Raw genomic sequence first — 26,456 nt, forward strand, 5'->3', positions numbered from 1 at the left:
TCATCGCCGTTAGGAGTGGGCGGCTCTCGAAGACCTCACTCCCGGTGGGTGGCCCCGGCGTTCGCACCGCGCCGGGGCCACCCGTTCCTTGCGGGGCGACCCGCACAGTCAGTATTGCGAAGCTTGTTCGCATCTGTCCCGGTGATGGGGAAATAATCCCAGCTCAGACGCTATTCGCTGGTGTCGACCAGGACCTTCCCGACGACCGAGTCCTCCACCGCCCGATGCGCGTCGGCGGTCGCCGACAGGGGAAACCGGTGCAGCGGCAGCCCGGCCTCCTCACCCACCCGGATCCCACCCTGGGCGGCAGCCGCCGCCACGTCCACCACCGCCTGCGCCTTCGCCGCCTTCGGCACGGTGTAGACCAGCACGAACTGCCACCGGGCGTTCGGCACCAGCAGCGGACCGACCGGCAGGGTCACCTCGGCTCCGCCGTCGTCGGCGTACACGCAGACCACCCCGCCGGGCCGCAGCAGACGTACGTCGGTGGCGGCGTTGCGGGCCGGGGAGACCTCGACGATGCCGTGGACCCCGTCGGGCGCGACCTTGCGGACCTCCTCGACCACGTCCTGCTCCCGATAGTCGATCACTATCGAGGCTCCGGCGGCTGCCGCGAGCTGCGCCTTCTCCGCGCTGCTCACCGTGGCGATCACGCAGGCATCCGCCCAGGACGCGAGCTGGATCGCCGCGTTACCGACCGCACCCGCACCGCCCTGCACCAGCACCGTGTGGTCGCTCAACGCGCCCGGTCCGAGGCTGTCCGGCAGGTACTCGCCGGAGGTCAGGCAGCGGTGCGCGGTCAGGAACGGGATGCCCAGGCAGGCGCCCAGCTCGAAGGAGGCGTCGCCGAGGCGTACCGCCTGCCGCACCGGCACCACCGTGTACTCGGCGGCGGTGCCGTACGGCCGCTGCCACGCGGCCTCCCAGACCCACACCCGCTCGCCGACCAGCTCCCGGTCGACGCCCTCGCCGACCGCCTCGACCACCCCGGCGCCGTCCTGGCCGGGTGTCTGCCAGCCCGCCGGCAACGGGCCCCGACTGCGGGCCTTCCAGTCGGTCGGGTTCACCCCGGCGCAGGCGACCCGCACCAGCACCTCGCCCCGTCCCGGCTCCGGCACCGGCCGGTCCACCACCTGGAGCACCGTCGGGTCGCCGGTGCGCTCGTACACGACCGTCCTCATCGCGCCCTCCTCGACTCGGCATGGGCGCCGTTGGCGTTACCCGGCCCGGGCGCGCCCATGCCGCCGCAGGTCAGGCGGCCGGCTTGAGCACCACCTTCGAGTAGCCCTCCTCGCGCCGGTCGAAGCGTTGGTACGCCTCCGGCGCCGCGTCCAGCGGCAGCTCCTGGCTCACCACGAAGCTCGGCTTCGCCCGGCCCGCGACGATCAGATTGCGCAGGTACTCGTTGTACGCCTTGACGTTGGCCTGGCCGGTCCCCATCCGCAGGCCCTTCTCGAAGAACTTGCCCATCTTGAACAGCAGCTCACCACGGCCGGAGTGCGCGTCCGGCGCACCCGGGTCGTGGGCCAGATAGAGCCCGACCACGCCGATCACACCGGTCGCCCGGACCACCTCGACCAGGCTGTTCAGCACCGACGCCGGATGCTCCTCGCCGCCCTTGCCGGACGCCTGGTAGCCGACCGCGTCCACGCCCCGGTCGGTGCCGGTGCCGCCGGTGCGGTCCCGGATCTGCTCCACCGGGTCACCGGCCGAGAAGTCGATCGGGATGGCGCCGATCGACTCGGCCAGCCGCAGCCGGTCCGGCACCCGGTCGACCACGAAGACCTCCGCCGCGCCCCGCAACACCGCCGAGTACGCGGCCATCAGACCCACTGGCCCGCCACCCATCACGGTGATCGTCTCGCCGGGCCGCAGCTCGCTCATGGCCACCCCGTGGTACCCGGTGGGGAAGATGTCGGCGAGCATCGCGAAGTCGTTCTCGTGCTCGGTGCCCGGCGGCAGTTTCAGGCAGTTGAAGTCGGCGAACGGCACCCGGAGGTACTCCGCCTGCCCACCCCGGTACGGCCCCATCGACACGTAGCCGTACGCGCCACCGGCGAAACCGGGATTGACGGTCAGGCAGAAGCCGGTCCTGCCCTCACGGCAGTTGCGGCAGAAACCGCAGGCGACGTTGAACGGCATGGACACCCGGTCACCCGTACGCAGGCTCACCACGCCCGGCCCGGTCTCCACGATCGTGCCCATGTTCTCGTGCCCGAGCACGATGCCCGGCTCGGCGTCCGTGCGGCCCTCGTACATGTGCAGGTCGGAACCGCAGATCGCGGTGGTCGTGATCTGCACGATCACGTCCGTCGGCGCCTCGATCGTCGGATCCGGGACCTCGGTCACCGCGACGTCGTGCGCTCCCTGGTACACCACAGCCCTCATGTCACCGACCGTAGGCGGCCGGCGGCCGATCGGTGGCGGTTCAGCCGAGCCGGTCGACGAACTCCGGGGTCAGCTCACCGATGGAGTCGAGCACCGCCGCCGCCATCCGCTGCGCGTCCGGATCCAGCGGGTACGACCCGTGCGGCACCGCCACCACGATCATTCCGGCGGCGGCGGCCGACCGGATGCCGTTGGAGGAGTCCTCCACCGCGACGCACCGGCTCGGATCCACACCGAGGCGTTCCGCCACGGTCAGGTACACGTCCGGCGCCGGTTTACCGCGGTCCGTCTCCTCGGTGGACAACGTGCTGCCGAACTCGTCGGTCAGGCCGGTGGCCGTCAGCGCCGCCGCGATCAGCCGGGTCGGCGACGAACTCGCCAGTCCCAACGGCCACCGCGCGGCCACCCGGCGCACCACGTCGTCCGCTCCGTCGATCAGCGGTACGCGCGACGCGTACCGCCGGCTCATCTCCTCGACCACCTCGGTGGCGACCTGCGCGGCGGTCCGCCGTACGCCCAGTTCACCGCTGAGGTAGTCGGCCCACTCGCCGGTGCTCATCCCCATCAGCCGACGTTGGGTGTCCGGCTGCCAGGTCCCGCCGTGCGTCGCCACGTACGCCCGGCGGACCTCCTCCCAGACCGGCTCGGAGTCCACGATCACGCCGTCCAGGTCGAAGACCACCGCATCCACCACACGAACCATCCTGCCTCACACGGGGATGCATGAAAGGAAGGGACCCCTGCTAACGCCTCGTGTATAGGAAGGGACCCTTCCTTACATCCGAGCAGCAGCGCACCCGGCGGCGTGGGTCGGTCGGGGCGCTGCGGCCTACCGGGCGGGCAGGCCGATCGGGCTGTCCGGCGGGATGACCCGGTGGGCGGCCATGGCGATCGGGTCGAGCAACTCGCTCAGCCGTTTCGTGAGCGTCGGGCCCAGCGCCTGCCAGGGGCGGGCGGCGGCGGAGTCGGTGGCCTCCTCGACGGCCCGGAAACCGGCCCGACCACGCTCGGTGGGCTGGCCGTCCGACGTCAGCCAACCCCGGGCGGCCAGCCGTTCCCGCGCCTGTGCCCACTCCTGCTCCGACCAGCCCCGGCCGAGCAGGTTCGCCGGCGGCATGTCGACCGCGACCCGCCAGGCCAGCGTCTCCACCGGATCGAGGTCGGCGGCGACCAGGGCCGCCACGTGTCCGTCACCACGATGTTCGCGCAGCGTGGTGGCGGCCTGCCAGAGCCGGGCCAGCGGGTACTCACCGCGCGGCAGCGCGGCGTTGGCCGCACCGAGTACCCGACCGGCGGTCCCGGCCTCGTCGGCGGCGGCCGACAGCAACTCTGCGGTCTCGGCCAGGTGCTGCTCGGGCAGCTCGTAGATCAACTCGGCGAGGGCCTGCACCGCCCCGGTCAGCCGGGAGCGCAGCGCCTCCTCGGGGTCGGCCAACTGCCACACCGCCGGCAGGGCACGCGCCACCATGTGCGGGGCGAAGGTGAAGAAGGCCGCGATCACCGGGGCGGGACCGGTCGGCCCGAGCGGCGCGGCACGACCCGCGAAGTACCCCCGCCAGTACCCGCGCAGCCCGGCCGCCTCGTAGGCGGCGCGGGCGCGCGGATGGAAGTAGGTGACGGCGTGCACCGGCTCGTAGTACGTCCACATCGACCGGGCCGTCCGCCCGGGCTCGTCCGCCGTCGCCACCGTCGTCTCCTACTGGGCGGCGAGGATGTCCACCACGAAACGCAGCGGACCGGCCGGACGGCCGCCCGCGGCGTCGTTGCCGTACGCCTGCTCGGCCGGGATGTCGAGCTGCACCCGGCTGCCGACCTTCACCCCGACCAGGCCCTTGTCCCAGCCCTCGATGACCTGTCCGACGCCGATCGGGAAGGTGGCCGGCTGGCCCCGCTCCCAGGAGGAGTCGAACTGCTCGCCGTTGGCGAAGAGCACACCCACGTAGTTCGTGGTGATCGACTGCCCGGCGGTGACGGCCGGTCCGGTGCCCTCGATCAGCGGAGTGACGGTGAGCTTGGTCAACTCGCCCTCGCCGGCGCTCACGGTCGGCTTGGTACCGAGCGCCGGGTCCGCGCCCTCGGGCAGTTGCGGGGCGGGCGGGGCACCCGGCGCGCCCGGCTCGGCCGGTGCGTCCGCGGGAGCCGACGGCGAGCCGGCGGCCTGCTCGGGAGCGTCGTCTCCGCCGCGCTGGCCGACGATCACGAAGACGGTGACCAGCACCGCGACCACGGCGATCCCGGCGAAACCACCGGCCCATGCCTGCCGCCGCCGCTTGGCCTCGGCCGCCTTCTGGGCCGCCAACTGTTCGGCCAGTCGCCGTCGTGCCTTGGTCTCCTGCTCGCTCACGTCCTCGACTCCCCTGCTGAGAGGTGTGGGTGCGTCCGGCTACAGACGCCGTCGCCGACACACGGTACCTGGTGGCTGACGCAGTTCCGACCGTCGATCGTGACCAGTGGGAATTGTGCGACGACTGGGACGTCGGGGCACGGGTGCGACAGGGCCGGGAACCTCGGCGGTCAGGCGGACTTGCGGGGAGTCGTCTTCTTCGCCGGGGCCTTCGCGGCCTTGGCGGTCTTCTTCTCGGCGGTCTTCCTGGCCGGCTCGGCCTTCTTCGCCGGGGCCTTCTTCGCGCCGCCGGTCGCCGTGCCGCCGGCTTTCGTACCGGTGGCCTTCTTCTCGGCGGTCTTCTTGGCCGGGGCCTTCTTCGTGGCGGTCTTCTGCTGCGCCGAGCGGGCGGAGGTGATCGGGGTGGGTGCACCGGCACCACCGCCGGAGGCCGTGCCGCCCCCCTCACCCCGGGCCGCGCGGGCCCGCTCCACCGAGGCCTTCAGCGCGGCCATCAGGTCGACGGCGGCGGGCGGCGCCTCCTCGACCTCCTCCGGCTGTACGACCTCGCGGCCCTCCACCTTCGCGTCGATGACCTCCTGGAGTGCTGCCCGGTAGTCGTCGGTGAACTCGTCCGGATGGAAGTCACCGGCCATCGAGTCGACGAGCGAGGTGGCCATCGCCAGCTCCGGCGGCCGGATCTTGAGATCCTCGTCCAGGAAGGCGAAAGCCGGCTTACGGATCTCGTCGGGCCAGAGCATGGTGTTCAACAGCAGGACGCCCTCGCGTACCCGCAGGGTGGCCAACTGCTCCCGCTGGCGCAGCGCCACCTTGACGATCGCCACCCGCTCGGAGTCGGTCAGGGCGTCCCGCAACAGCAGGTACGGCTTGGTCGCCGTGCCCTCCGGTTCCAGGAAGTACGCCTTGTTGTAGAGGATCGGGTCGACCTGCTCGGCCGGTACGAACTCCAGCACGTCGATCGCGTGGGAGGTGCTCAACGGCAGTTCGGCGAAATCCTCGTCGGTGAGGATCACCATCTCCCCGCCACCGATGTCGTACCCCTTGGCGATGTCGTCGTAGCCGACCTCCTCGCCGCAGACCTGACAGGTGCGCTTGTACCGGATCCGCCCGCCGTCGGACCGGTGCACCTGGTGGAACCGGATGTCCTTCTCCTCGGTCGCGGAGTACAGCTTCACCGCGATCGAGACAAGGCCGAACGACACGGCCCCCTTCCAGATGGCCCGCATCCTGCACCTTCCTTCCCCGATATCGACCATGCTCGCATCAGACGGAACCGGGCGCGAGGTGTTCGGCCTGCTACTACAGTCGGTTCGTGCCCGGCGCGCCACTGAAGCCGATGCTCGCGGTGACCGGGCAACTGCCTGCCGGCGCCGGGTGGGCGTACGAGTTCAAGTGGGACGGCGTACGCGCCCTGGCCGACATCGTCGCCGGGCGGCAGCGCCTGTACGCGCGCTCCGGGGTGGAGATCACCACCGCCTACCCGGAGCTGATCCCGCTCGGCGAGCAGGTCGACGACGCGCTGCTCGACGGCGAGGTGGTCCGCTTCGACCGGGCCGGTCGACCGTCGTTCACCGCCCTGGCCGAGCGGATGCACGTGCGGGATCCGGCGAAGGCGGCCCGGCTGGCGGCGAGCGGCCCCGTCACGTACATGATCTTCGACTTGTTGCGGTTGCGCGGCACGGACCTCACCGGCTGGTCGTACACCCGGCGTCGGCAGGCCCTCGACGGGCTGGGACTGGGCGCGGCGCGTTGGACGGTCCCGCCGGTCTTCCCGGACGGCCCGGCCACCTACGCCGCCGCCGGTGAGCACGGCCTGGAAGGGGTGATGGCCAAGCGGGCGGACTCGACCTACCGGCCCGGCGTGCGGTCACCGGAGTGGGTGAAGGTCAAGCTGGAGGTGACCGGGGACTTCGTGATCGGCGGCTGGCGGCCCGGTGCCCGCCGGATCGGCGGCCTGCTGGTCGGGGTGCCCGCAGCCGACGGTCGGCTGGTCTATCGGGGGCGGGTCGGCGGCGGGATCGGGGCGGCCCTGGAACGCGAACTGCTGCGGGAGTTGGAGCCGTTGCGCACCACCGCCTCGCCGTTCGGCGGCGACGTGCCCCGGGAGGATGCCCGGGGCGCGATCTGGGTGACCCCGCAGGTGGTGGTGGAGGTCAAGTACGGCCAGCGCACACCGGACGGGCGACTGCGGTTCCCCCGGCTCCTGCGGCTGCGGCCGGACAAGTCGGCGCAGGAGGTGACGGATGGCGGGTGAGCGGCTCCGGGTCGACGTCGCCGGACGCACCCTGGAGGTGTCGAACCTGGACAAGGTCCTCTACCCGAAGGCTGGCTTCACCAAGGGCGAGGTGATCGACTACTACACCCGGATCTCGCCGGTGCTGCTGCCGCACCTGCACGACCGGGCGCTGACCCGGATCCGCTACCCGAACGGGGTGGAGGGCAACTCCTTCTTCGAGAAGAACGCCCCGGCCGCCACACCCTCCTGGGTGCACGTCGAGACACTGCCCGCGCCCGGCTCGACGAAGGGCCGGGAGACCATCGACTACGTGGTCGCCGACGACCTGCCCACCCTGGTGTGGCTGGCCAACCTCGCCGCACTGGAACTGCACACCCCGCAGTGGAAGGTCGGCGGACACCCGGACCTGATGGTGGTCGACCTGGACCCCGGGCCACCGGCGACCCTGCGGCAGTGCTGCCGGGTGGCGCTGCTGCTGCGTGAACGGCTGGCCGCCGACGGGGTGGACAGCTATCCGAAGACCTCCGGCAAGAAGGGCATGCAGCTCTGCTGCCCGATCGCCGGTACGCAGTCCGCCGACGACGTGTCCGGGTACGCCCGACGGATCGCCCAGGAGTTGGAACGCGAGCACCCGAAGCTGATCGTGTCGAAGATGGCGAAGAACCTCCGGCCCGGCAAGGTGTTCATCGACTGGAGTCAGAACAGCGCGGCGAAGACCACGGTGGCCCCGTACTCGCTGCGGGCACAGCCGGTGCCGGCGGTGTCGACGCCGTTGACCTGGGACGAGGTGGAGGCTGGCGCGGCGGGCAGGCGACCGTCGTCGAAGCCGTACACGGCCGCGGAGGTGCTGGAGCGGGTCGAGGAGTACGGCGACCTGCTCGGTCCGCTGCTCGAACCCGGCCGTGCGCTGCCTTCGGCGTAAGTCCCGCGATCCTTATTTCGTCACCGTGCGTCGGCAAGGGATTATCGACGGATGGAGACTGCTCTTCCCGTACGCTCCGTCACCGGCCTCGCCGAACGGGACCGGCCGTTGATCACCTGCCTCGACCACCGGACCGGTGCCCGGCACGACCTGACCGCCGCCGAACTGGGCGAGTGGTCGGCGCGCGCGGCCGGCCTGCTGCGGGACGGGTGCGGACTGACGCCGGGCAGCCGGGTGGCGGTGCTGCTGCCGCCGCACTGGCGTACCGCTGCGGTGTTGCTCGGGGCCTGGTCGGTGGGGATGGCGGTGTCGTTCCGGCCGTGGGCCACCGCCGGGTTGCCGGTGCTGGAGCCCGGCGGCGACCGGCCGTACGACGCGGTGCTGGTCACCCCGGAACGGCTCGACGACTGGCTGGAGGACGTACCGGAGGGGCTGCACCGCTACCTCGTCGGCACCGGGTCGGAGCCGCTGGCCGAGGTGCCGGCCGGTTGGCTCGACTGGTGCGTGGAGGTGCTGCGGCACGGTGCGGCCCCGACCGATCGTCCCGTGTTGCACGCCGGTGACGCGGCCACCCCGGACGGCACCAGTTTCGCCGAGTGGGGCGCGGTCGCGAAGGTGGTCGCCGAGCAGCTCGACCTGCGGGTCGGTGACCGGCTGCTGGTCGACGTCACCGAGCACGACCAGCCGTTGACGTGGCTGCTCGCGCCGCTCTCCGCCGGTGCCTCCGTGGTGCTCTGCGCCGACCTTTACCCGGCGAACCGGGACGCGGTCGTCGCCGCCGAGCAGATCACCCGAGTCCTCTGACCGTCGCCGGCGAGATGTTAGGAAGGGACCCCTGCTATACCGGAGACGGTAGTAGGGGGCCCTTCCTTACACCTCAGTCGACGGTCGGCAGAGGGGGGCCGAGGACGTCGTCGGCGTCGACGATGGTGTACGCGTACCCCTGTTCGGCGAGGAAGCGCTGCCGATGGGCGGCGTACTCGGTGTCGATGGTGTCCCGGGACACGACGGTGTAGAAGTGCGCCTGCCGACCGTCGGCCTTCGGGCGTAGCACCCGGCCCAACCGCTGCGCCTCCTCCTGGCGGGAGCCGAAGGTGCCGGACACCTGGATCGCCACCGCCGCCTCGGGCAGGTCGATCGAGAAGTTGCCGACCTTCGAGATCACCAGCGTGCGGATCTCACCGGAGCGGAACGCGTCGAACAGCCGTTCACGTTCCTTGTTGGTGGTCGAGCCCTGCACGATCGGGGCGTCCAGGTATTCGCCGAGCTGGTGCAACTGGTCGATGTACGCGCCGATCACCAGCGTCTGCTCCGCCGCGTGCCGCTCGACCAGGGCGCGCACCACCGGCAGCTTGGTCCGGGCGGTGGCCGCCATCCGGTAGCGCTCCTCGGCCTCCGCCGTCGCGTACGACATCCGTTCGGCGTCGGTCAGGGTGACCCTGACCTCGGTGCAGTGCGCCGGGGCGATCCAGCCCTGCGACTCGATGTCCTTCCACGGCGCGTCGTACCGCTTCGGCCCGATCAGGCTGAACACGTCGCCCTCCCGGCCGTCCTCGCGGACCAGGGTGGCGGTCAGCCCGAGGCGGCGGCGGGCCTGGAGGTCGGCGGTGAACCGGAAGATCGGCGCGGGCAGCAGGTGCACCTCGTCGTAGACGACCAGACCCCAGTCGCGGGCCCCGAACAGGTCCAGGTGGGTGAAGGCGCCGCCGCGCCGCGAGGTGAGCACCTGGTACGTGGCGATGGTGACCGGCCGGATCTCCTTGCGCTCGCCCGAGTACTCGCCGATCTCCTCCTCGGTCAGCGAGGTGCGGGCGATCAGCTCCCGCTTCCACTGCCGACCGGCGACCGTGTTGGTGACCAGGATCAGCGTGGTCGCCTTCGCCTCGGCCATCGCCGCCGCGCCGACCAGCGTCTTGCCGGCACCGCAGGGCAGCACCACCACGCCCGAGCCGCCCGCCCAGAACGCCTCGACGGCCTCCCGCTGGTACGACCGCAGCGTCCACGGCCTGCCACCGTCCTCGCCGCTCTGGGCCAGCTCGATCGGGTGGGCCTCGCCGTCGACGTACCCGGCCAGGTCCTCCGCCGGCCAGCCGAGCTTGAGCAGGGCCTGCTTGAGTCGGCCGCGCTCGGACGGGTGCACCGCGATGGTGTCGTCGTCGAGCTTGTTGCCGAGCATCCCGGCGAGCTTCTTGCTCTTGGCCACCTCGACCAGCACCATCCGGTCGAGGGCGCGCAGGACCAGGCCGTGCGCCGGGTCGTTGGCGAGTTGGAGCCGGCCGTACCGGTCCATGGTCTCGGCCACGTCCACCAGCAGGGCGTGCGGCACCGGGTAGCGGGAGTACTTGATCAGGGCGTCCACCACGCCCTCGGCGTCGTGGCCGGCGGCCCGGGCGTTCCAGAGCCCGAGCGGGGTCAACCGGTACGTGTGCACGTGCTCGGGGGAGCGCTCCAGCTCCGCGAAGGGCGCGATGGCCATTCGGCAGGCCTGCGCGTCGGCGTGGTCGATCTCCAGCAGCAGTGTCTTGTCGGACTGCACGATCAGTGGTCCACCGCTCACGCGGAACCCCCTCCTCGGTACGGCTGACCGGACCGCTCCGGCAGGTGGCTGACCTGCGGGCGGGCGACCATCCAGTGTTGCACGCGCGGGCGGGTGGCAAGAAAACCGTCGACCAGCAGCAACCGAGCGGGTACCTCGGTGCGTCTTGCTCTGGGGGAGACGAGTCGGCGAGGGCCGCCAGGTGCCACGCCGACCGTCACGCCGGTCGGCGTCGGCGCGCGTTCGCGCCGCGACGAGTGGGGCCAGCGAGCGGGGGCCGGGTCCCGTCGTCGCGGACGGCCAGCGGGGGCGAGCGCGTGTCCGAGCCGCACCGGCGACCCCGTCGCCCGTTTCCCGGTCGCCTGCTCCGGGGTATGAACCCGCCGGATCGTCACGTGATGGTGCTGGTCGGTTGCGCTCCGGGGTGTCACCCTGGACGGCAGAGCCGGACCGTACGGGGGAGGGCGCATGACCGTTGACCAGGAAATGATCCTCGACCGCGAGCAGGCGCAGTCCGCAGAGCCGGTCTCCACCGCCACGGTGATCGCGTATTCGATCCTCGGGGTGGCCCTGTTCGGCTGGTTCCTGTTCGGCTGGCTCGTCCTTCAGCAGGGCTTCGTGGACTCGGTCGGCGAGGCGCTCGGCACCGGCTTCGCACTGCTGCTGGTGGTGGCGATCGTCGGATCGGTCCGGCGCAGCCTGCGCTGACCGCCCACCGCCCGAGCAGCGCGTCACCTCGGCAGCGCCGGGTCAGCTCAGCCAGCGCCGCCTCACCTCTCCAGCACGGCGGCGGTGATCCGGTGCAGCGCGAAGGTGTGCAGCATCTCCGTGCGCTCGTCCTCGGCGCGCAGGTAGCCGGCGCCCAGCGAGACGGGTCGGACCAGCCGGGACGCCGTCGCCCCGTGCGCGTCGACGTAGCCCACCCAGACCAGTGCCTTGTCGCGTACCGCCTGTTGCAGCACGGCCAGGGCCTCGCTGTGGCCGGTCGCCGGGGTGGGTCCGTCCGGCGTACCGCCGCGAACCGCTGCCGGTGCCCGCCGGGCGGCGCGGGCCGCCGCGTCACCTCGGCGGATCTGGTCCACCACGCCCAGCAGGCGCGGCAGCGGCAGCCTCGGGGTGGCCAGCGGGTCGAGGGCGCGGGTGGCGACCGAGACCCGGGCGGGTGCCCGCCGGACCTTCGGCCGGGTCAGCACCGCCGAGCCGGTGGCGTCCTCGGCCACCGGGACGTAGCCCGCCTCCCGGAGCAGGGCGAGCATCCGCCCCGCCTGGTAGGGGGTCACCAGCACGGTGGGCGCGAGTCGACGTAGCGCCAACGCCTCCACCCGCCGGTCCGCGAGCACCTCGGCCAGCAGCGCCTCGTCGTCGCTGCGCAGGTACGCCCCGGCGGAGCCGACCCGCAGCCCGCCGTGCTTGCGGGCCACGTCGTCCACCAGGTACGTCAGGCCCTGCGGCACCGACGTACGGGACCGGCGCCGGAACAGGTCGTGCAGGTCGTCGGCGGAGTACCCGGCGTCGAGGGCACGCCGGACGCTGCCGGTGGTGATCCGGTGCACGCTCGCTCCACCGGCCGACTCCGGTTCGGCGACCACCTCCAGTTCGGCGGCGAGCGCCGGCTCGGGCGGACCCGGCACCACCACGGTCAGGTCGGCCTGCACCAGGAAGTGGTCCACCGGGGCGGGCAGCAGCGCGTCCAGTGCCCGCACGGCGGTGCCTGTACCGTCCTCGGCGTCGGACCGGAGCCCGAGCGGGTCGTCCGCGTCGCGGTCCTCGCTCGCGGTCGCCTCGGCCAGCAGCAGCCGCCCGTACGAGCTGAGCGCCCCCAGCCCCGTCACGCCCAGCGTGGCCGCCTCGGTCAGCACCTCCCGGTGCGCCGCCTCCCGCCCCCGGCTGCGGCGTGGTGCCCGCCAGTCGAGCAGCGTCAACACCTCGTCGGCGGTGGGCGCGCTGCCCGGCTCCAGGTCGGCGAGTACGCCGAGCACCGCTCGGCGGGCGGCGGGCGCCCCGGCACGTTCCGCCTCGGCGGAGAGCACGGTGACCGGACGGTCCCGGTCGTCCCGCTGCCCGACCAGCCCGACCTGCCGGGTCATGGTCAGCCAGGCACGGGCCACCTGCTCCCAGCGCTGGGCCAGCGAACCGGCCCGCCACATCTCGTACCCGGCGGTCGGCATCACCTGCTGGTCGGCGCCGTACCGGCCGGCGGAACCGGGCAGCTCCACCTCACCGGTCAGCCCGGCCGCGTACGCCACCTCCAGCAGCAGCGCCGCCGTCGGCTCGTCCAGGCCGGTGGCGCGGGCCAGCCGACGCAGGTCGCGTACGCCCAGGCCACCCGAGCGGAGCACCGGCGCGGGTTCGGCGGCCAACTGTTCCAGCAGCGCCTCGGTGTGACGTACCACCTCCATGGTCTGCCCGGCCCCGGCGGAGTCGGCGGCCTTCGGCTCGCGCGGGGTGCTGGTGACCTGCGGTGGGGTGGTGCGCAACGGCCCGAGCGGCCCGGTGTCGCGCCGCAGCAACAGCCCGACCTCCCGGGGCAACTCCACCATGCCGGCGGTGCCGCCCTTGCCACCGGCGACCCGCACCAGCAGCCGATGGTCGACCAGCCAGCGGACCGGTGAGCCGGTCGCCGCGCCGCCGTTGGTGTCGTCCGGTGGCAGGTCGTCGTCGGCGCCGACGGCCGGGGCCCGCAGCGCGCCGGCCGGCACGCTGCCGACCGGCGGTCCGGCCGCCAGCCGGTCCAGGATCGCCCGCGCCGACGGCGGCGCGGAGAGCAGCGTGCGTCGCAGCTTCGCCGGGTCCGCGCAGAGTGCCGCCGTGCGCGGGTCCAGCTCGGTGGCGGGTCGGCCGAGTCCCGCCGGGTACGGGGAGATCTCGTCGACGCCACCGACCAGGCGCAACGCGTGGTCGGGGCCGTACAGCAGGAACAGGGCGCGCAACCGGTCGACGGCGGCGCGTACGGCGGCCGATGCGGGCGGATGCGGGCCGGTGGTGGCCATCGCGAGGACCCCGTCGACCGAGGTGGTGCCGTCGACCGGGTCACGGGTCAACCGGGCGGCATCCATGATCAGCAGGGTGAACTGGTCCAGCGCGTCCAGCGCCCGCGACACCGAGACCCGGGACTGTGCCCGGATGGCGAGGGCGGCGACGTCGGCGGGCACCGGCACGACGAGGTCGGGCCGCGCCTGGAGCAGCGCGGCGAGCGACTCGTCGGGCAGCGCCCGCAGGTGGTCGGCGAGTGAGGTGCTCATCGTCGTTCCACGCTAGCCCGGCCGGGGCCGCCCGCGCCCATCGGACGTCCCGGCTGGTCTGGGTGGCCGGGTAGCTTCGCAGCATGCGCCAACTGACGGTCGGTTTCGACCTCGACATGACCCTGGTCGACTCGCGTCCCGGCATCGCCGCCACCTACCGGGCGTTGACCGAACGGACCGGCGTACCCGTCGACGCCGAGGTCGCCGTGTCGCGGTTGGGCCCACCGCTGCGGACCGAGATCGCGCACTGGTTCCCGCCGGACCGGGTCGAGGAGGCGGTGCACGCCTTCCGCGAGCTCTACCCCGCGTACGCGATCACGCCGACCGTGCCGCTGCCCGGCGCGGTGGCCGCCCTCCACGCGGTACGACAGCGGGGCGGGCGGGTGCTGGTGGTCACCTCGAAGCTGGGCCGGCTGGCCCGACTGCACCTGGAACATCTGGGCCTGACGGTCGACGAGGTGGCCGGTGACCTGTTCGCCGAGGGCAAGGCGACGGCGTTGCGGGAGCACGGCGCGACCCACTACGTCGGCGACCACGTGGCCGACATGGTGGCGGCACAGGCGGCCGAGGTGCCCGGGATCGCGGTGGCGACGGGCCCCTGTTCGGCCGACGAACTGAGGGCCGCCGGGGCGGCGACCGTGCTGGCGGATCTCAGCGGATTCCCGGCGGCGCTCGACGACATGATCCGGCTAGCCTTGAGGCAGTAGACGGTTCAAGCGAAGCAGGGGTTCTCAGGTGCCTACGGGTCGAGTGAAGTGGTACGACGCGGCCAAGGGATACGGGTTCGTCACCAGCGACGAGGGTGGCGACGTGTTCCTGCCGAAGGGCGCGCTACCGGCGGGTGTCACCGACCTCAAGGGCGGCCAGCGGGTCGACTTCAGCGTGGTGGACAGCCGACGTGGCGCGCAGGCGATGGGAGTGAAGCTGCTCGACGCCCCGCCCTCCGTGGCGGAGCTGCGGCGTCGGCCCGCCGAGGAGCTGCACGGCCTGGTCGAAGACATGATCAAGGTGCTGGAGGCGAAGGTCCAGCCGGACCTGCGCCGGGGCCGCTTCCCGGATCGCAAGACCGCCCAGAAGGTCGCTCAGTTGGTCCACGCGGTCGCCCGCGAGCTGGAGGTCTGAGGCACGAGCCCGGCGTCGGCGGCCCGGCCGAGCAGCGCCTCCACGGCAGCGAACCCCGCGTCCCCCAGGTCGGCGGTGAACTCGTTGACGTAGAGGTCGATGTGCCGGTCCACCACGTCGGGCTCCATCTCCTGCGCGTGCGCCAGCACGTACTCCCGACTTGCCGCCGGGTCGGCCCAGGCCCGCTGGACGGAGTCCCGGACCCATCCGGCGGCCCGCTGCGGGTCGACCACGCCGCGCCGGGCCAGGATCGCGCCGAGCGGGATCGGCAGCCCGGTGTCGGCCTCCCACCACTCCCCGAGGTCGACCAGGGCGGTCAGCCCGTGACGCGGGTAGGTGAAACGCGCCTCGTGGATCACCAACCCGGCGTCGTACCGTCCGGCGGCCACCCCGGGCATGATCTCGTGGAACGGCACCACCTCGATGCGGCGCGGCGTCCGTCCGGTGGCCCAGAGCCGGAACAGCAGGTACGCGGTGGTCCGGTCCCCCGGCACCGCCACCGTCGCCTCACTCAGGTCGGTACGCTCCGGCCCGCCGTCGGGGTCCGCCCGGGTGAGCACCAGCGGCCCGCAGCCGCGCCCCAGCGCACCCCCGCAGGGCAGCAGGTGGTAGTCCCCCAGCAGCCAGGGCAACGCCGCGTAGCTGACCTTCACCAGGTCGAACGCGCCGCGCTCGGCGGCCGTGTTGGTGACGTCGACGTCGGCGTACGTCACCTCGACCGGCGGTGCGCCGGGCACCTGCCCGTGCACCAGCGCATGGAAGACGAACGTGTCGTTGGGGCAGGGCGAGATCGCCAGCGAGAGCGCCACGACCCCACCGTAACCCCGCCTCCGCACCCTGCCACCCGCCGGTGCCACCACCGTCACCCAGCCCACACCCGCCTTCCCCCAGCCCCCACCCGCCTTCCCCCAGCCCCCACCTCACCCCAGTCCCCCATTACCTCGGTCCTGGCCCCGGTCCCGCCTCGGTCCCGCCTCGGTCCCGCCTCGGTCCCGCCTCGGTCCCGCCTCGGTCCCGCCTCGGCCCCGCCTCGGTCCCGCCTCGGCCCCGCCTCGGCCCCGCCTCGGCTCTGGCCCCGGCCGCACTCCGGCAGCGCCGAGGGAGTTCTGTGGGCTACGCACCCGGCGGCACAGCGTTTCGTGGACCTCGACCCCGCCGGACGTCGCTCGGGTGCCGACACCATGTCCACTGAGGCGCCTGTCGAGCTGACTGCATCAACGGATCGGACCTCGCGGCGAGCCCGAACCGGTGCGGAGTCGCCGAGCGATAGCACCGACGGTTCAGCTCGACAGGCGGCCAGGTGGAGTAGGGGACGGCCCGACCTGTCGAGGCCAGGGCACCCGTTGCCACCAGGTACGGGATCCTGCCTACGAAGTTATCCACAGGCGTTGTCCACAGGTTCGCCGGGCGGGTTGAGAGGGCCGTCGGGTTAGGTCAGCATCGATGGTGCGGGGCAGTGACGGCACGGGAGACGACGCCATGGGGGACAGCGGCACGGGGGACAGCGCCATGGGGGACGACGCCATGGGGGACAGCGCTACGGGGGACGACGCCATCGGGGACAGCGTTGGTGCCGCCTCTAGCGAGCGGCTGGTCGACGTGGGAGCGATGTTGCGGACGTTGCGTCGACGGGCCGACCTGAGCCAGCGGGAACTGGCTGCGCGGTCCGGTGTGCCGCAGTCGACGGTGGCGCGGATCGAGTCGGGGCGGGGCACCGACCCGCGATTCCGGACCGTGCAGCGGCTCGTCAGCGCGGCGGGTGGCACGCTGGGCCTCCTCGCGGGCGACGCCCACGCCAGCGGGCGAGCCCGCGCGGCTGAGGCCGCTTGCGCCAATGGGGGAGCCCGCGCGGCGGGGGCTGCCTGCGACATCAAGGGAGCCCGTGCAGCACGGGCCGCTTGCGCCGTCGGAGAAGTTGGCGCTGCCGGGGATGCCTGCGCCGGTGGCGGGGGACGCGCTGTTTCGGCCGCCTGCGTCGTTCAGGGTGCCGGGGGGAACGGTCGTGCCGGCGGGGACGACCGGGGTTCGGCGGCGAGCGATGTGGATCTCGGCGACACCTGGCGGGACGCGGCGGGGCGTCGCTATCCGGCCCATCTCGACGCGCGCCGGGTCCGCACGCTCAAGGACTGGCCGGGGGCCTGGTGGGCGAGCTGGTATTCGTTGCCGCCCGAGCGGTGGCCGTTACGGGTGCCCGAGGTGACCTTCGACCTGAACCGGCGGTACCGGGACGAGCGGCGTGAGCGTGAGCGGTTGCTGGCCGAGGTGCGGATCCGTCGCGTCACCGCCGGCGTGCCTGAGACGTGCTGGCGCCTGGTCGCCGAACTGTCCGACGGTGATCTGGTCGGCGAGTTGCGCGCCCATGAGCGCAGCCTCGACCTGCTGTACGGCGAGGACTCGGGCGACCGGCGCGAGGTGGTGCTCGACGGAGTGCTGGTCGCTCCCGAGTTGCGGAGACTGGGCATCGGCCGGCGACTGGTGGACCGGCTCGTCGAGGAGACACGCGGGATGGGCCTGGACGCGGTCTGCGCCACTGCGGAGTTCGGTGGAGTGCGCTTCCTGTCGGCCTGCGGCTTCCGGATCGAGTCGAGCAGACCCCTCTCGCTGCGCCTCGAACATCAGCGGGAACAGCGGGACTGGCGGGAACACCGGGGACAGGAGGACCGGCGGGCACAGCGGACTCGTGCAGAACGGTGACGGCTGGCGCAGGGGCGCGGGCGGTGGCTGGCGTGCAGGGCGGGGGCGGCGGCTAGCGCAGGGCGGTGGCGGCGGCGGTGAGGGCCATGAGCGCCTCGCGCATCCGCCAGGCCCCGCGATCGCGGGGACCGATCGGGTTGGAGACGGTACGCAGCTCCGCGAAGGGCACGCCGGCGTGGGTGGCGGCGACCGCGACGCCGTACCCCTCCATGGCCTCGGCCACGGCGTCCGGGTGACGCCGGCTCAACTCCTCCGTGCTGGCGGCGGTGCCGGTCACGGTGCTGACGGTCAGCACCGGCCCGACGGTGGCGTCCGGCAGCGCGTCGCGCAGGTCGGCCAGCAGGGCGGGGTCGACGGGGACGGAGGTGCCGCCACCGAGCAGTTCCGCCGGCATGCCGAGGGCGTCGAGGGGGATGAAGCCGTCGGGGGACTCGGCGCCCAGGTCGGCGGCGACGGCCCGGGTGCCGAGCACGGTGCCGCCGACCGGTACGCGCCCGGAGAAGCCACCGGCCACGCCCGCGCTGACCACGCCTCGGTACGGCCGACCGGCGCCCTCGGCGAGCGCGAGGAGACGGGCGGTCGCGGCCCCGGCGACGGCCGGACCCACGCCCACCGGCACCACCGCCACGGTGGGGTCGGCGAGACCGGCCTGGATCGCCTCCGCCTCGGCGGGTACCGCGGTGACCACGAGCAGGCCGGTCACGGGATCGGCCCCGGTGAGCTGCGTCGGGTCTCGTCGTCGCTGCCGCCGGAGACCGCCGACGACGGGCGGTAGATGTGGAAGCCGGGCGGGGCGAGGTCGCGCTCGTCGGTCGTACCACCCTGGTAGGGCGCCGGTGAGGTGGGGGCGGCCTCGGCGGCTTCGGCCTGCTCGGCGGCCTTCCGGTCGCGGGCGGCCTGCTCGGTGGCGGCCTGTTCGTCGGCGGCCCGTTCCTCGCTGGCCAACTCGTCGTCGGTGAGCGGTCGGCCGCGTAGTCGCTCGGCCCGCAGCCGGCGGGCCATCACCATGCCGCGTATGGCGGCGAGCGTGCCGACCATGGCGGCGACCGCGATGCCGATCCGGCCCTCGAAGGGTACGAGCCCCAGCCCGCCACCGGCCACGAAGGCGAGCATCAGGGCGGTCTCGGAGTGCGCGAAGGAACTCGCCCGCAGCCGTTCCGGGATGCGTTCCTGGATCGAGGCGTCCACGGCCAGCTTGGCGATGCCGCTCATCATGGCCGCGACCACGCAGAGCAGGGCGACCATCGGCAGGGAGAAGTTCAGGACGGTGAGTACGCCCACCCCGGCCACGATGATCATGCCGCTGGACTGGAGTGCGGCCGGGCGGTGGATGCGTAGTCGGGTGCCGATGGCGGTGGCCAGGAAGGTGCCGACGGCCAGCGCGCCGCCGACCAGGCCGAGTGCGCCCTCGTCGCCCAGGTCACGGCCGAACACCACGGTGGTCAGGTCGCCCGCCTTGATGCTGAAGGCGAGGAAGAGCAGCAGGAAGCCGTAGACCGCGCGTAACGTGGCCGCGCCGACGAGGGTGGAGATCACCAGCCGGCCGGCGGGCCGGCCTCGGCCGAGTGGTCGGTCGCCGTCGCGGCGGAGCAGCGCGCGCAGCGGGCGGGGGACCCGCTCCGGTGGCTCCGAGTCGGCCTTCGGTGGCAGCCGGAGCGCCACCACCATGCCGACCAGGAAGATGACCGAGGCGACCCGGAGCGGCCACTGCGGCCCGAACCAGAACGCGGCCAGTCCGATCGGGGCGACCAGAGCACCGGCCACCGTGCCGTAGACGCTGGCGCGTGCGCCCACCTGGGACAGCCCGAGCCCTTCGGGCAGGAGTCTGGGTACGGCGGCGGACCGGGCCACGCCGTACGCCCGGGAGAGCGCGAGGACACCGAACGCGGCCGGGTAGAGCCCGAACCCGTGGATGTAGTCGGAGATCAGCCAGGCCAGGAACGCCCGACCCAGCATGGTCGTGGCCAGCGCGTACCGTCGGCCGTGCCGGAAGTGGTCGAGCAGCGGGCCGACCACCGGGGCGAGCATGGCGAACGGCACCATGGTCACCAGCAGGTAGAGCGCGACCTTGCTGCGCGCCTCGCCGAGCGGCACGTTGAAGAAGATCGTTCCGGCCAGGCCGATGGCGATCAGCGTGTCGCCGGCACAGGAGACGGCGTGCAGGTCGAACATGCGGACCATGCCGGTCTCGCCACCGGCGCTCCGGGTCCGGGCCCGGGCGGCACTGCGCGTCACCCAGCGTCCGCTGCTCAGCGAACCGCGCAGCAGCAGCCGGACGGCCCGGATTCCGGTGCCGACGGTCCGCCCGAGGAGGGACCTCTCGGGGCGGGAGGACAGCGGCATGGCACCCATCCTGAACCATCGGGCCGACACTTGGCGCGTCACCGCCGCAGAACACCTCTGGGGAGTGCCTCGCAGTCGGCACCGCGCATGGGTGACAATGGTTGGGTGACCAGGCCCGCCTCCGCCCGCGCCGCTCGTCTCGACCAGGTCTGCGCCGCCGCCGTCGAGGTGGCCCGCGCCGGCATCACCGAGGTGGATCCCGACGACGTCGGTGACCACCTGCAAGTCGTGGCCGAGGGTGACCGACTCGTCACCCACTACTTCGAGTGCCGTCAGGCCGGATATCGCGGTTGGCGGTGGGCGGTGACCGTCACCCGGGTGCCGCGCAGCCGGAACGTGACGATCTGCGAGACGGTGCTGCTGCCCGGGCCGGACGCGCTGCTCGCGCCCGGCTGGCTGCCCTGGCAGGAGCGACTCCAGCCGGGCGACCTGGGCCCCGGTGACCTGCTGCCGACGCCGCCGGACGACGAGCGGCTCCAGCCCGGCTACCTGCTCTCCGACGACTCGGCGGTCGAGGAGACCGCGTGGGAGTTGGGGCTCGGTCGGCCCCGGGTGCTGTCGCGCGAGGGCCGGGCCGAGGCGGCACAGCGCTGGTACGACGGCGACCACGGCCCGACCGCCCCCATCTCGACCGCCGCGCCCGCCGCCGCCCGCTGCGGCACCTGTGGCTTCTATCTGCCGCTCGCCGGCAACCTTCGGCTCTGCTTCGGGGTGTGCGGCAACTTCTACGCGCCGGACGACGGCCGGGTGGTCAGCGCCGATCACGGGTGCGGTGCCCACTCGGAGACCCTGGTCGACGCCGAGACCGCGGTGGACGAGATGCCGACGGTCTACGACGACAGCGCGATGGAGCCGATGTCGGTCAGCCGCGCGCCCGGTTCGGTGGAGGCAGGCGAGCCGGCGGAGCCGTACGGGCACTCCTGACCACAGCAGGCCCGCCTCGGCGGGTCGCTCAACCGGCGGCGCGCCGACGCCGTCGGTGGGCGTCGTGACGCATCATCACCGCGAGACCGGGGAAGCCCCACAGAAAACCGGCCAGACAGATCCAGAGCCAGTTCTCGTGGCCGCTTTCGACCAGCCGATCCCGGAACAGCAGCAGCACCAGCCCGGCGACCGCCCAGGCCGCGATCCCGGCCAGCGCGAAGGGCACCATCGGCGGGTCGACCGGCTCGGGGCGGGGCTGCTGATTCGGCACCTGGTCAGGGTACGTGACGCTTTTCCGCCGCCTCGGGTTCTGCGACGATGCGCGCGACAACCCGATGATCTGCTGTGAGGTTCCTGATGGCAGTAGCGCCGCCCGACAACGGCACCCCACCTGATTCCAGCCGTCCCCGCAACGGCTTCGACCGGTACTTCGAGATCTCGGCCCGTGGCTCGACGATGAGCCGCGAGGTACGCGGTGGCCTGGCGACCTTCTTCACGATGGCGTACATCGTGGTGCTCAACCCGCTCATCCTCGGCAGCGCTGCCGACGGCGACGGCAACACGCTGCCGATCCCGGCGATCGCGGCGGCCACCGCCCTGCTCGCCGGTCTGCTGACCATCCTGATGGGAGTGGTCGGTCGCTTCCCGCTGGCGGTGGCGGCCGGTCTCGGCGTCAACGCGCTGGTGGCGTACGAGATCGCGCCGGAGATGACCTGGGCCGACGCGATGGGCCTGGTGGTGATCGAGGGTGTGATCATCGCGGTGCTGGTGCTGACCGGGCTGCGGACCGCGGTGTTCCGCTCGGTGCCGACCCAGATGAAGACGGCGATCGGCGTCGGCATCGGGCTGTTCCTGACCATCATCGGGCTGGTCGACTCCGGTTTCGTCCGGCGCATCCCCGACGAGGCGAACACCACCGTGCCGGTCGGGCTGGGCATCGGCGGCAAACTGGTCAGTTGGCCGATGCTGGTGTTCGTGGTGGGCCTGCTGCTGACCCTGGTGCTGGTGGTGCGTCGGGTACGCGGAGCCATCCTGATCGGCATCTTCGCCTCGACGCTGCTGGCGATGGTGGTCGAGGCGCTCGGCAACATCGGACCGTCCATGGTCAACGGGGTGCCGAACCCGAAGGGCTGGTCACTGAACGTCCCGACGCTGCCCAGCAACCCGTTCGACGTGCCGGACCTGTCGCTGCTCGGCAAGTTCAACGTGCTCGGGTCGTGGGAGCGGGCCGGTTGGCTGGTCGTGCTGATGTTCATCTTCACACTGTTGATCACCGACTTCTTCGACACGATGGGCACGATGGTGGCCGTCGGTCAGGAGGGCGGCATGCTCGACGACCAGGGCACCCCGCCTCGGACGAAGGAGATCCTGCTGGTCGACTCGATCGCGGCGGCCAGTGGTGGCGCGGCCAGCGTCTCCAGCAACACGTCGTTCGTCGAGAGTGCCGCCGGGGTCGCGGAGGGCGCGCGTACCGGTGTGGCCAACCTGGTCACCGGCGTGCTGTTCCTGTTGGCGATGTTCCTCGCGCCGCTGGTCGTGGTGGTGCCGTTCGAGGCGGCGTCGGTCGCGCTGGTGGTGGTCGGCTTCCTGATGATGACCGCGGTACGCACCATCGACTGGTCCGACCACGAGATCGCCATCCCGGCGTTCCTCACTATCGTGCTGATGCCGTTCACGTACTCGATCTCCAACGGCATCGGTGCCGGACTCATCGCGTACGTGGTGATGAAGCTGGCCAAGGGCAAGGCCCGGGAGATCCACCCGCTGCTCTACGGGGTGGCGGTGCTGTTCGTGGTGTACTTCCTGCGCGGCCCGATCGAGTCGCTGTTCTGACGCCGGTCCGGGCCGGGCGTGCGTGCCGCGCACAACGCGAGCGCAGCCCGGCCCGGGGCCGGTGATCACCCCGGGTGAGTGTGGTCATATTCGCTGCCGACTCCGGGTCTCATTAGCTAGGCTAACTAACGTGACGGAGCGGACGGTGACGGCTCAGAGCATGCCACCGGCGCAGCTGGCCCATCAGCTGCGAGATGCGATCACCCGGCTCAACCGGCGGGTCCGCCAGGCCCGGCCGGTCGGTGACCTGACGGTCACCCAGTTGTCCGCGCTCACCAGCCTCAAGCTGGCGGGCGCGCTCACGCCGCGGGAACTCGCCGACGTCGAACGGGTGCAGCCACCGACGATGACCAAGATCGTCGCGAAGCTGGAGGAGCGCGGGCTCGTGCAGCGCACGCCCCACCCGACCGACGGCCGGCAGGTCATCCTCGCGACGACCGAGGGAGGCCGGGCCGTGCTCGACCAGTTCGAGCGGGTACGGGACGAATGGCTGGCCCACCGGCTGGCCGAGCTGAGCGATGCCGACCGGGAGACCCTGCACCACGCAGCGGAGATTCTGCAGCGAGTCTCCCGAGCCTGACACCGCACACCGAGTGTGCGCCGTGCCGTGCCGTCCGTCGTTGATGACGCGTACGACGCGAGGAGGCGCACCAAGAGTGCAGGCGAGGCTCAGCACGATGTTCCAGTCCCTACAGGTCCGCAACTACCGGCTCTTCGCCTCCGGGCAACTGGTCAAACTGATCGGTGTCTGGATGATGTTCATCGCCCAGGACTGGTTGGTCCTCGAACTGTCCGGCGACTCGGCCACCGCGCTCGGCGTGGTCGTCGCCCTTCAGTTCACCCCGGTGCTCCTGCTCACGCTGATCTCCGGGCGGTTGGCCGACCGGTACGACAAGCGGATGCTCCTCTTCGCCGCCAACGCCTTCTGGACGGTGTTGTCGCTGGCGATGGCGCTGCTGGTGCTCACCGGCCTGGTCCAGCTCTGGCATGTCTTCGTCTTCGCCGCCCTGCTGGGCGTGGCCAACGCGGTGGAGACCCCGGTGCGCCAGGCGTTCGTCTCCGAGCTGGTCGGCACTCCGCTGCTGCCGAACGCGCTCTCGCTCAACGCGGCCGTGTTCAACTCGGCCCGGATCGTCGGCCCGGCCGTGGCCGGTGTCGCCATCGCCCTCTTCGGTGTCGGTCCGGTCTTCCTGTTCACCGCGCTCAGCTCGATCGGCCCGCTGATCACAGTGATCCAGATGCGGACCGCCGAGCTGCACCGGGAGCCGTTGCCGCCGCGCAACGAGCGGGCCGCGGCGACCGTGCTGGACGGGTTGCGGTACGTCAGCCGGCGTGCCGACCTGGTGTTGCCGATGGTCGTGATGTCCGTGATCGGCATGTCGCTGTTCAACTTCCAGCTCACCCTCGCGGCGCTGGCCAAGACCGTGTTCCAGACCGGGGCCGCCTCGTTCGGCCTGTTCAGCACCACGCTCGCGGTGGGTGCGCTGGTGGGCGCGCTGGCCGGTACCGGGCGGCGCAGCCGTCCCTCGGTCTGGTTGGTGCTCGGTGCCGCGATCGCCTGTGCCGCCTTCGGGACGCTCGTCGGACTCGCGCCCACGTACTGGATGGTCGTGGTGCTGCTGCTGCCGACCGGCTTCTTCATGGTCTATTTCGCCCAGGCGGCCAACCAGCGGGTCCAGCTCGGCACCGACGCGGCCTTCCGGGGCCGGGTGATGGCCCTGTGGGTGCTGGTGTTCCTGGGGACCAACCCGGTCGGCGCACCGCTGATCGGGTGGATCGCCGAGACCTTCGGCGCCGGGGTCAGCATCTGGGCCGGCGGGCTGATCTCCCTGGCCACCGCCCTGCTCGCGCTGGCCTGGCAGCTCCGCCGCGACGGCGCCCGGCTGCGGTTCCGGGTCCTGCCGATGCCGCGCTTCTACGTCACCGAGGTCTGAGACCCCGGTGCCGGGTGTCCCGACGAGGTCGGGGCGCCCGGCGCGGATACCGGAAAATCGGTTACGTCACGCTGGGCATCGGCATAGCTTCGTTGCGTGGAGGTTCTGCGTTCGCTGCTGCTCGCCCTGTCGTTGGCCGGCGTGATCCTCCTGCCGGTGCTGATCGTCCTGGTGGTCGGGGCCGACGACATGGTCGGCCGGGTCACCTGCGGATACTCGCAGTGGCGTGCCCGGCGTCGGGAACGACGAGTGATCGCCCGACTGCACCGGACGCTGGCGGCCGACGGGCTCGCCGTCCGGGCCGATCTCGCCGCCCTCGACCGGCACGACCGACGTCCGCTGGAGCAGATCGCGGCCGACCTGAGGTGCCTGCGGCGGAAACGGGTCGGCGGGGCGGCGGTGGTGTGGCACAGCGCCGTCCTCGACGCGTACGACGACCGCCTCCGGCTGGCCTGCCGGGCACTCGGGATCGTCGAGCACCTGGCCGAGCTGACCGGTGTCGACCGGCAGCTCGAACGGGTCCGGGTGGAGGGCGAACTGGACGCCGCCGGGCTGCGCCTGCCGGCGACCCGCCCCGGGCAGCGCGAACGGCACCGGTAGCTGCGATCCTTCACCGGGTGCGACTCTTCACCGCGATCCATCCGTCGACCCGGGGCGGCTGGTGCTGTCCTAGCTCAGCGCCCTCGGCGGGCACCGGCGCATGGCCGGTGCCCGGTCAGGAGGACTCGCGGGCTGCGGGACCGCTGCCGAAGAGGACGTCGTCCCAACTCGGCAGTCGCTTGCGCGGCTTGGCGCCGGGCTCGGTCGACTCGTTGGTCGCGGCGGCCGGGGCACCCGTGCGGCGAGGTCGCAGCACCGCCAGCGACGGCACCGCCGGGACCTCCTTGGGCGCGTCGGCGTCGTCGTCGAAGGCGGAGCCCTGACCGCCGCCCAGCAGGGCGGCTGCGCCGCCACCGACCGCCCGGCGCGGCGTGTCCTGGCCACCGGCGAGCGCGGCCGGCGAGCGGGGTTCGAGGCCCCGGCCCGAGGTGGCGCCGAGCGGACGGTCCAGCGAGGCGAGCAGCGCGTCCCGACCGGCCCGGATCGGGTCCCGACCGGACCGGGTGGGGTCGGTCGGCGCGGGCAGTCCGTGTCCGCCCCGGCTCGGCTCACCGCGCGACGGGCCGGGCAGGGCGTGACCGCCCCGCTCCGGTGCCGGCTCCTGACCGAGGAGCGGCGCGGGCCGCTCGGCGCAGAGGTATTGCGCCATGTCGTCGTGTGGGGCCACCGACTGCCGGGTCTTGTCCAGATCCCAGACGGCCTGCGCGGTGGCCTTGCCGGACGGCCAGGTCGCGACGATCCGCCAGGTGCCGTCGTCGCGGCGCCACGCGTCCCAGGAGATCTTCTCGGTGTCGATCCCGTGCTGGGCGAGCCGGCCGTTGACCACCTCGGCGAGGGGCGTGGGCTTCTCGGCGCCCTTGAGTCGGGTACGGCGGGCGTGCTGGGCGAGCATCGCCCGCTCCTGGAGCACCGGCCCGGCGTAGCGGAGCACCCGGTCGACCGGTACGCCGGCGATCCGGGCGACGTCCTCGGCGGACTCGCCGGAGCGGATCCGGGCCTGGATGTCCCGAGGGGACAGCGACGGCACCGGGTCGACGGTGGTCGGTGCCACCGCGAGCGTGGGCGCGCCCGGCTCGGCGTGCAGTGCTCCGGCGATACGCTCGTCGATCGGCAGGGCGAGCAGGCGCCCGACCTCGTCGGCGAGCACCAGGGCCTGGCCGTCCTCGGAGAGGGCGACGAAGCGTACTGGGCGCATCGCGTTGCCTCCGTCCCGCTTCGCTGGCCGTTACGCCACGAGCCGGCCACCCGGGGCGTTGCGCTCCACGGTACGCCCATCCGGAGCCTGGTGGGAGACGCCACGCCCGGGCAAGTCGAGCTGAGCAGCCTAATTCCCCGCTG

General features: G+C 72.6%; 25 protein-coding genes and 1 pseudogene. 13 read left to right on the top strand and 13 right to left on the bottom strand.

The features are described from left to right. Positions 1–170 precede the first annotated feature (170 nt). From ACIBMZ_RS09725 to ACIBMZ_RS09750, 6 genes are all read right to left on the bottom strand, one after another. The gene (locus ACIBMZ_RS09725; protein WP_396692162.1) at positions 171–1,181 is read right to left on the bottom strand and encodes an NADPH:quinone reductase; all 1,011 of its coding nucleotides are present in this window, start codon (positions 1,179–1,181) and stop codon (positions 171–173) included. 70 nt (positions 1,182–1,251) lie between these two features. Next, positions 1,252–2,388 carry a glutathione-independent formaldehyde dehydrogenase gene (locus ACIBMZ_RS09730; protein ID WP_396692163.1) on the bottom strand — a complete coding sequence of 379 codons (1,137 nt, stop codon included), beginning with the start codon at positions 2,386–2,388 and terminating at the stop codon, positions 1,252–1,254. A gap of 40 nt (positions 2,389–2,428) precedes the next feature. Continuing rightward, positions 2,429–3,082, bottom strand: coding sequence for an HAD family hydrolase (locus ACIBMZ_RS09735; RefSeq protein ID WP_396692164.1), 654 nt, complete (start codon positions 3,080–3,082; stop codon positions 2,429–2,431). A gap of 135 nt (positions 3,083–3,217) precedes the next feature. Beyond that, on the bottom strand, positions 3,218–4,036 hold the full coding sequence (locus ACIBMZ_RS09740; RefSeq protein ID WP_396692725.1) for a hypothetical protein: 819 nt from the start codon (positions 4,034–4,036) through the stop codon (positions 3,218–3,220). Between the two features lie 48 nt (positions 4,037–4,084). Next, positions 4,085–4,732 (bottom strand): FKBP-type peptidyl-prolyl cis-trans isomerase, encoded by a 648-nt coding sequence (locus ACIBMZ_RS09745; protein ID WP_396692165.1) that lies wholly within the window; start codon positions 4,730–4,732, stop codon positions 4,085–4,087. Between the two features lie 170 nt (positions 4,733–4,902). Continuing rightward, positions 4,903–5,958, bottom strand: a complete 1,056-nt coding sequence (locus ACIBMZ_RS09750) for a Ku protein (protein ID WP_396692166.1) — start codon at positions 5,956–5,958, stop codon at positions 4,903–4,905. Between the two features lie 86 nt (positions 5,959–6,044). Here ACIBMZ_RS09750 and ligD (ACIBMZ_RS09755) point away from each other — a divergent pair, with 86 nt between their 5' ends. Genes ligD (ACIBMZ_RS09755) through ACIBMZ_RS09765 form a run of 3 tightly spaced genes read left to right on the top strand, consistent with a single transcriptional unit; the run spans position 6,045 to position 8,694 of the window. Further along, positions 6,045–6,986 (top strand): non-homologous end-joining DNA ligase, encoded by a 942-nt coding sequence (ligD, locus tag ACIBMZ_RS09755; RefSeq protein WP_396692167.1) that lies wholly within the window; start codon positions 6,045–6,047, stop codon positions 6,984–6,986. Further along, a complete protein-coding gene (gene ligD / locus ACIBMZ_RS09760; RefSeq protein WP_396692168.1) occupies positions 6,976–7,890 on the top strand; it encodes a non-homologous end-joining DNA ligase in 915 nt (304 codons plus the stop codon). The genes ligD (ACIBMZ_RS09755) and ligD (ACIBMZ_RS09760) overlap by 11 nt, the downstream gene beginning before the upstream one ends. 51 nt (positions 7,891–7,941) lie before the next feature. Next, the gene (locus tag ACIBMZ_RS09765; protein ID WP_396692169.1) at positions 7,942–8,694 is read left to right on the top strand and encodes a TIGR03089 family protein; all 753 of its coding nucleotides are present in this window, start codon (positions 7,942–7,944) and stop codon (positions 8,692–8,694) included. A 73-nt stretch (positions 8,695–8,767) separates the two neighbouring features. On the opposite strand, the gene ACIBMZ_RS09770 is transcribed toward ACIBMZ_RS09765, so the two are convergent. Further along, positions 8,768–10,447: a DNA repair helicase XPB gene (locus ACIBMZ_RS09770; protein ID WP_396692170.1), complete on the bottom strand. Its 1,680-nt coding sequence runs from the start codon at positions 10,445–10,447 to the stop codon at positions 8,768–8,770. 447 nt (positions 10,448–10,894) lie between these two features. Here ACIBMZ_RS09770 and ACIBMZ_RS09775 point away from each other — a divergent pair, with 447 nt between their 5' ends. After that, on the top strand, positions 10,895–11,134 hold the full coding sequence (locus ACIBMZ_RS09775; RefSeq protein ID WP_396692171.1) for a hypothetical protein: 240 nt from the start codon (positions 10,895–10,897) through the stop codon (positions 11,132–11,134). Positions 11,135–11,196: 62 nt separating this feature from the next. Here the strand turns inward: ACIBMZ_RS09775 and ACIBMZ_RS09780 are convergent, their stop codons facing one another. Continuing rightward, positions 11,197–13,668, bottom strand: coding sequence for a helicase-associated domain-containing protein (locus ACIBMZ_RS09780; protein WP_396692172.1), 2,472 nt, complete (start codon positions 13,666–13,668; stop codon positions 11,197–11,199). 83 nt (positions 13,669–13,751) lie between these two features. On the opposite strand from ACIBMZ_RS09780, the gene ACIBMZ_RS09785 reads away from it, so the two are divergent. Beyond that, the gene (locus ACIBMZ_RS09785) at positions 13,752–14,375 is read left to right on the top strand and encodes an HAD family hydrolase (protein WP_396692173.1); all 624 of its coding nucleotides are present in this window, start codon (positions 13,752–13,754) and stop codon (positions 14,373–14,375) included. Positions 14,376–14,403: 28 nt separating this feature from the next. Next, entirely contained in the window at positions 14,404–14,790 is a 387-nt protein-coding gene (locus ACIBMZ_RS09790) for a cold-shock protein (protein WP_131052567.1), read from the top strand. Here the strand turns inward: ACIBMZ_RS09790 and ACIBMZ_RS09795 are convergent. Next, positions 14,751–15,599, bottom strand: a complete 849-nt coding sequence (locus ACIBMZ_RS09795; protein WP_396692174.1) for a 1,4-dihydroxy-6-naphthoate synthase — start codon at positions 15,597–15,599, stop codon at positions 14,751–14,753. The genes ACIBMZ_RS09790 and ACIBMZ_RS09795 overlap by 40 nt on opposite strands. 799 nt (positions 15,600–16,398) lie before the next feature. On the opposite strand from ACIBMZ_RS09795, the pseudogene ACIBMZ_RS09800 reads away from it, so the two are divergent. Together ACIBMZ_RS09800 and ACIBMZ_RS09805 are read left to right on the top strand one after the other, a co-directional pair. After that, positions 16,399–16,500, top strand: a pseudogene (locus tag ACIBMZ_RS09800) (helix-turn-helix transcriptional regulator); the annotation flags it as partial. A gap of 330 nt (positions 16,501–16,830) precedes the next feature. Then, positions 16,831–17,484 (top strand): GNAT family N-acetyltransferase, encoded by a 654-nt coding sequence (locus ACIBMZ_RS09805; protein ID WP_396692727.1) that lies wholly within the window; start codon positions 16,831–16,833, stop codon positions 17,482–17,484. A gap of 52 nt (positions 17,485–17,536) precedes the next feature. Here the strand turns inward: ACIBMZ_RS09805 and ACIBMZ_RS09810 are convergent, their stop codons facing one another. Next, positions 17,537–18,187 carry a futalosine hydrolase gene (locus tag ACIBMZ_RS09810; RefSeq protein WP_396692175.1) on the bottom strand — a complete coding sequence of 217 codons (651 nt, stop codon included), beginning with the start codon at positions 18,185–18,187 and terminating at the stop codon, positions 17,537–17,539. After that, entirely contained in the window at positions 18,184–19,827 is a 1,644-nt protein-coding gene (locus ACIBMZ_RS09815; RefSeq protein WP_396692176.1) for an MFS transporter, read from the bottom strand. The genes ACIBMZ_RS09810 and ACIBMZ_RS09815 overlap by 4 nt, the downstream gene beginning before the upstream one ends. A gap of 87 nt (positions 19,828–19,914) precedes the next feature. Here ACIBMZ_RS09815 and ACIBMZ_RS09820 point away from each other — a divergent pair, with 87 nt between their 5' ends. Continuing rightward, on the top strand, positions 19,915–20,751 hold the full coding sequence (locus tag ACIBMZ_RS09820) for a DUF3027 domain-containing protein (RefSeq protein ID WP_396692177.1): 837 nt from the start codon (positions 19,915–19,917) through the stop codon (positions 20,749–20,751). 28 nt (positions 20,752–20,779) lie between these two features. On the opposite strand, the gene ACIBMZ_RS09825 is transcribed toward ACIBMZ_RS09820, so the two are convergent. Next, positions 20,780–20,980 carry a DUF2530 domain-containing protein gene (locus ACIBMZ_RS09825; RefSeq protein WP_396692729.1) on the bottom strand — a complete coding sequence of 67 codons (201 nt, stop codon included), beginning with the start codon at positions 20,978–20,980 and terminating at the stop codon, positions 20,780–20,782. A gap of 128 nt (positions 20,981–21,108) precedes the next feature. Between ACIBMZ_RS09825 and ACIBMZ_RS09830 the strand changes: the two genes are divergently transcribed. The 4 genes from ACIBMZ_RS09830 (at position 21,109) to ACIBMZ_RS09845 (ending at position 25,118) form a co-directional block, all read left to right on the top strand. Continuing rightward, the gene (locus tag ACIBMZ_RS09830; protein ID WP_396692178.1) at positions 21,109–22,584 is read left to right on the top strand and encodes an NCS2 family permease; all 1,476 of its coding nucleotides are present in this window, start codon (positions 21,109–21,111) and stop codon (positions 22,582–22,584) included. Positions 22,585–22,714: 130 nt separating this feature from the next. After that, positions 22,715–23,164: a MarR family transcriptional regulator gene (locus ACIBMZ_RS09835; protein WP_350700359.1), complete on the top strand. Its 450-nt coding sequence runs from the start codon at positions 22,715–22,717 to the stop codon at positions 23,162–23,164. 76 nt (positions 23,165–23,240) lie between these two features. Beyond that, positions 23,241–24,518 carry an MFS transporter gene (locus ACIBMZ_RS09840; RefSeq protein WP_396692179.1) on the top strand — a complete coding sequence of 426 codons (1,278 nt, stop codon included), beginning with the start codon at positions 23,241–23,243 and terminating at the stop codon, positions 24,516–24,518. A gap of 96 nt (positions 24,519–24,614) precedes the next feature. Then, on the top strand, positions 24,615–25,118 hold the full coding sequence (locus ACIBMZ_RS09845; RefSeq protein WP_396692180.1) for a hypothetical protein: 504 nt from the start codon (positions 24,615–24,617) through the stop codon (positions 25,116–25,118). 115 nt (positions 25,119–25,233) lie between these two features. Here ACIBMZ_RS09845 and sepH read toward each other — a convergent pair whose 3' ends face one another. After that, positions 25,234–26,313: a septation protein SepH gene (gene sepH / locus ACIBMZ_RS09850; protein ID WP_396692181.1), complete on the bottom strand. Its 1,080-nt coding sequence runs from the start codon at positions 26,311–26,313 to the stop codon at positions 25,234–25,236. Positions 26,314–26,456 lie beyond the last annotated feature (143 nt).

The sequence above is a fragment of the Micromonospora sp. NPDC049900 genome, from assembly GCF_044461025.1.
Lineage (GTDB): Bacteria > Actinomycetota > Actinomycetes > Mycobacteriales > Micromonosporaceae > Micromonospora.

Bases quoted from the DNA above. Each gene is read 5' to 3' on its own strand.
- ACIBMZ_RS09830 (WP_396692178.1), top strand. From the start codon at position 21,109: ATGGCAGTAGCGCCGCCCGACAACGGCACCCCACCTGATTCCAGCCGT.
- sepH (WP_396692181.1), bottom strand. From the start codon at position 26,313: ATGCGCCCAGTACGCTTCGTCGCCCTCTCCGAGGACGGCCAGGCCCTG.
- ACIBMZ_RS09775 (WP_396692171.1), top strand. From the start codon at position 10,895: ATGACCGTTGACCAGGAAATGATCCTCGACCGCGAGCAGGCGCAGTCC.
- ACIBMZ_RS09825 (WP_396692729.1), bottom strand. From the start codon at position 20,980: ATGGTGCCCTTCGCGCTGGCCGGGATCGCGGCCTGGGCGGTCGCCGGG.
- ACIBMZ_RS09780 (WP_396692172.1), bottom strand. From the start codon at position 13,668: ATGAGCACCTCACTCGCCGACCACCTGCGGGCGCTGCCCGACGAGTCG.
- ligD (WP_396692168.1), top strand. From the start codon at position 6,976: ATGGCGGGTGAGCGGCTCCGGGTCGACGTCGCCGGACGCACCCTGGAG.
- ACIBMZ_RS09730 (WP_396692163.1), bottom strand. From the start codon at position 2,388: ATGAGGGCTGTGGTGTACCAGGGAGCGCACGACGTCGCGGTGACCGAG.
- ACIBMZ_RS09820 (WP_396692177.1), top strand. From the start codon at position 19,915: ATGGGTGACAATGGTTGGGTGACCAGGCCCGCCTCCGCCCGCGCCGCT.
- ACIBMZ_RS09765 (WP_396692169.1), top strand. From the start codon at position 7,942: ATGGAGACTGCTCTTCCCGTACGCTCCGTCACCGGCCTCGCCGAACGG.
- ACIBMZ_RS09815 (WP_396692176.1), bottom strand. From the start codon at position 19,827: ATGCCGCTGTCCTCCCGCCCCGAGAGGTCCCTCCTCGGGCGGACCGTC.
- ACIBMZ_RS09785 (WP_396692173.1), top strand. From the start codon at position 13,752: ATGCGCCAACTGACGGTCGGTTTCGACCTCGACATGACCCTGGTCGAC.
- ACIBMZ_RS09725 (WP_396692162.1), bottom strand. From the start codon at position 1,181: ATGAGGACGGTCGTGTACGAGCGCACCGGCGACCCGACGGTGCTCCAG.
- ACIBMZ_RS09750 (WP_396692166.1), bottom strand. From the start codon at position 5,958: ATGCGGGCCATCTGGAAGGGGGCCGTGTCGTTCGGCCTTGTCTCGATC.
- ACIBMZ_RS09740 (WP_396692725.1), bottom strand. From the start codon at position 4,036: ATGTGGACGTACTACGAGCCGGTGCACGCCGTCACCTACTTCCATCCG.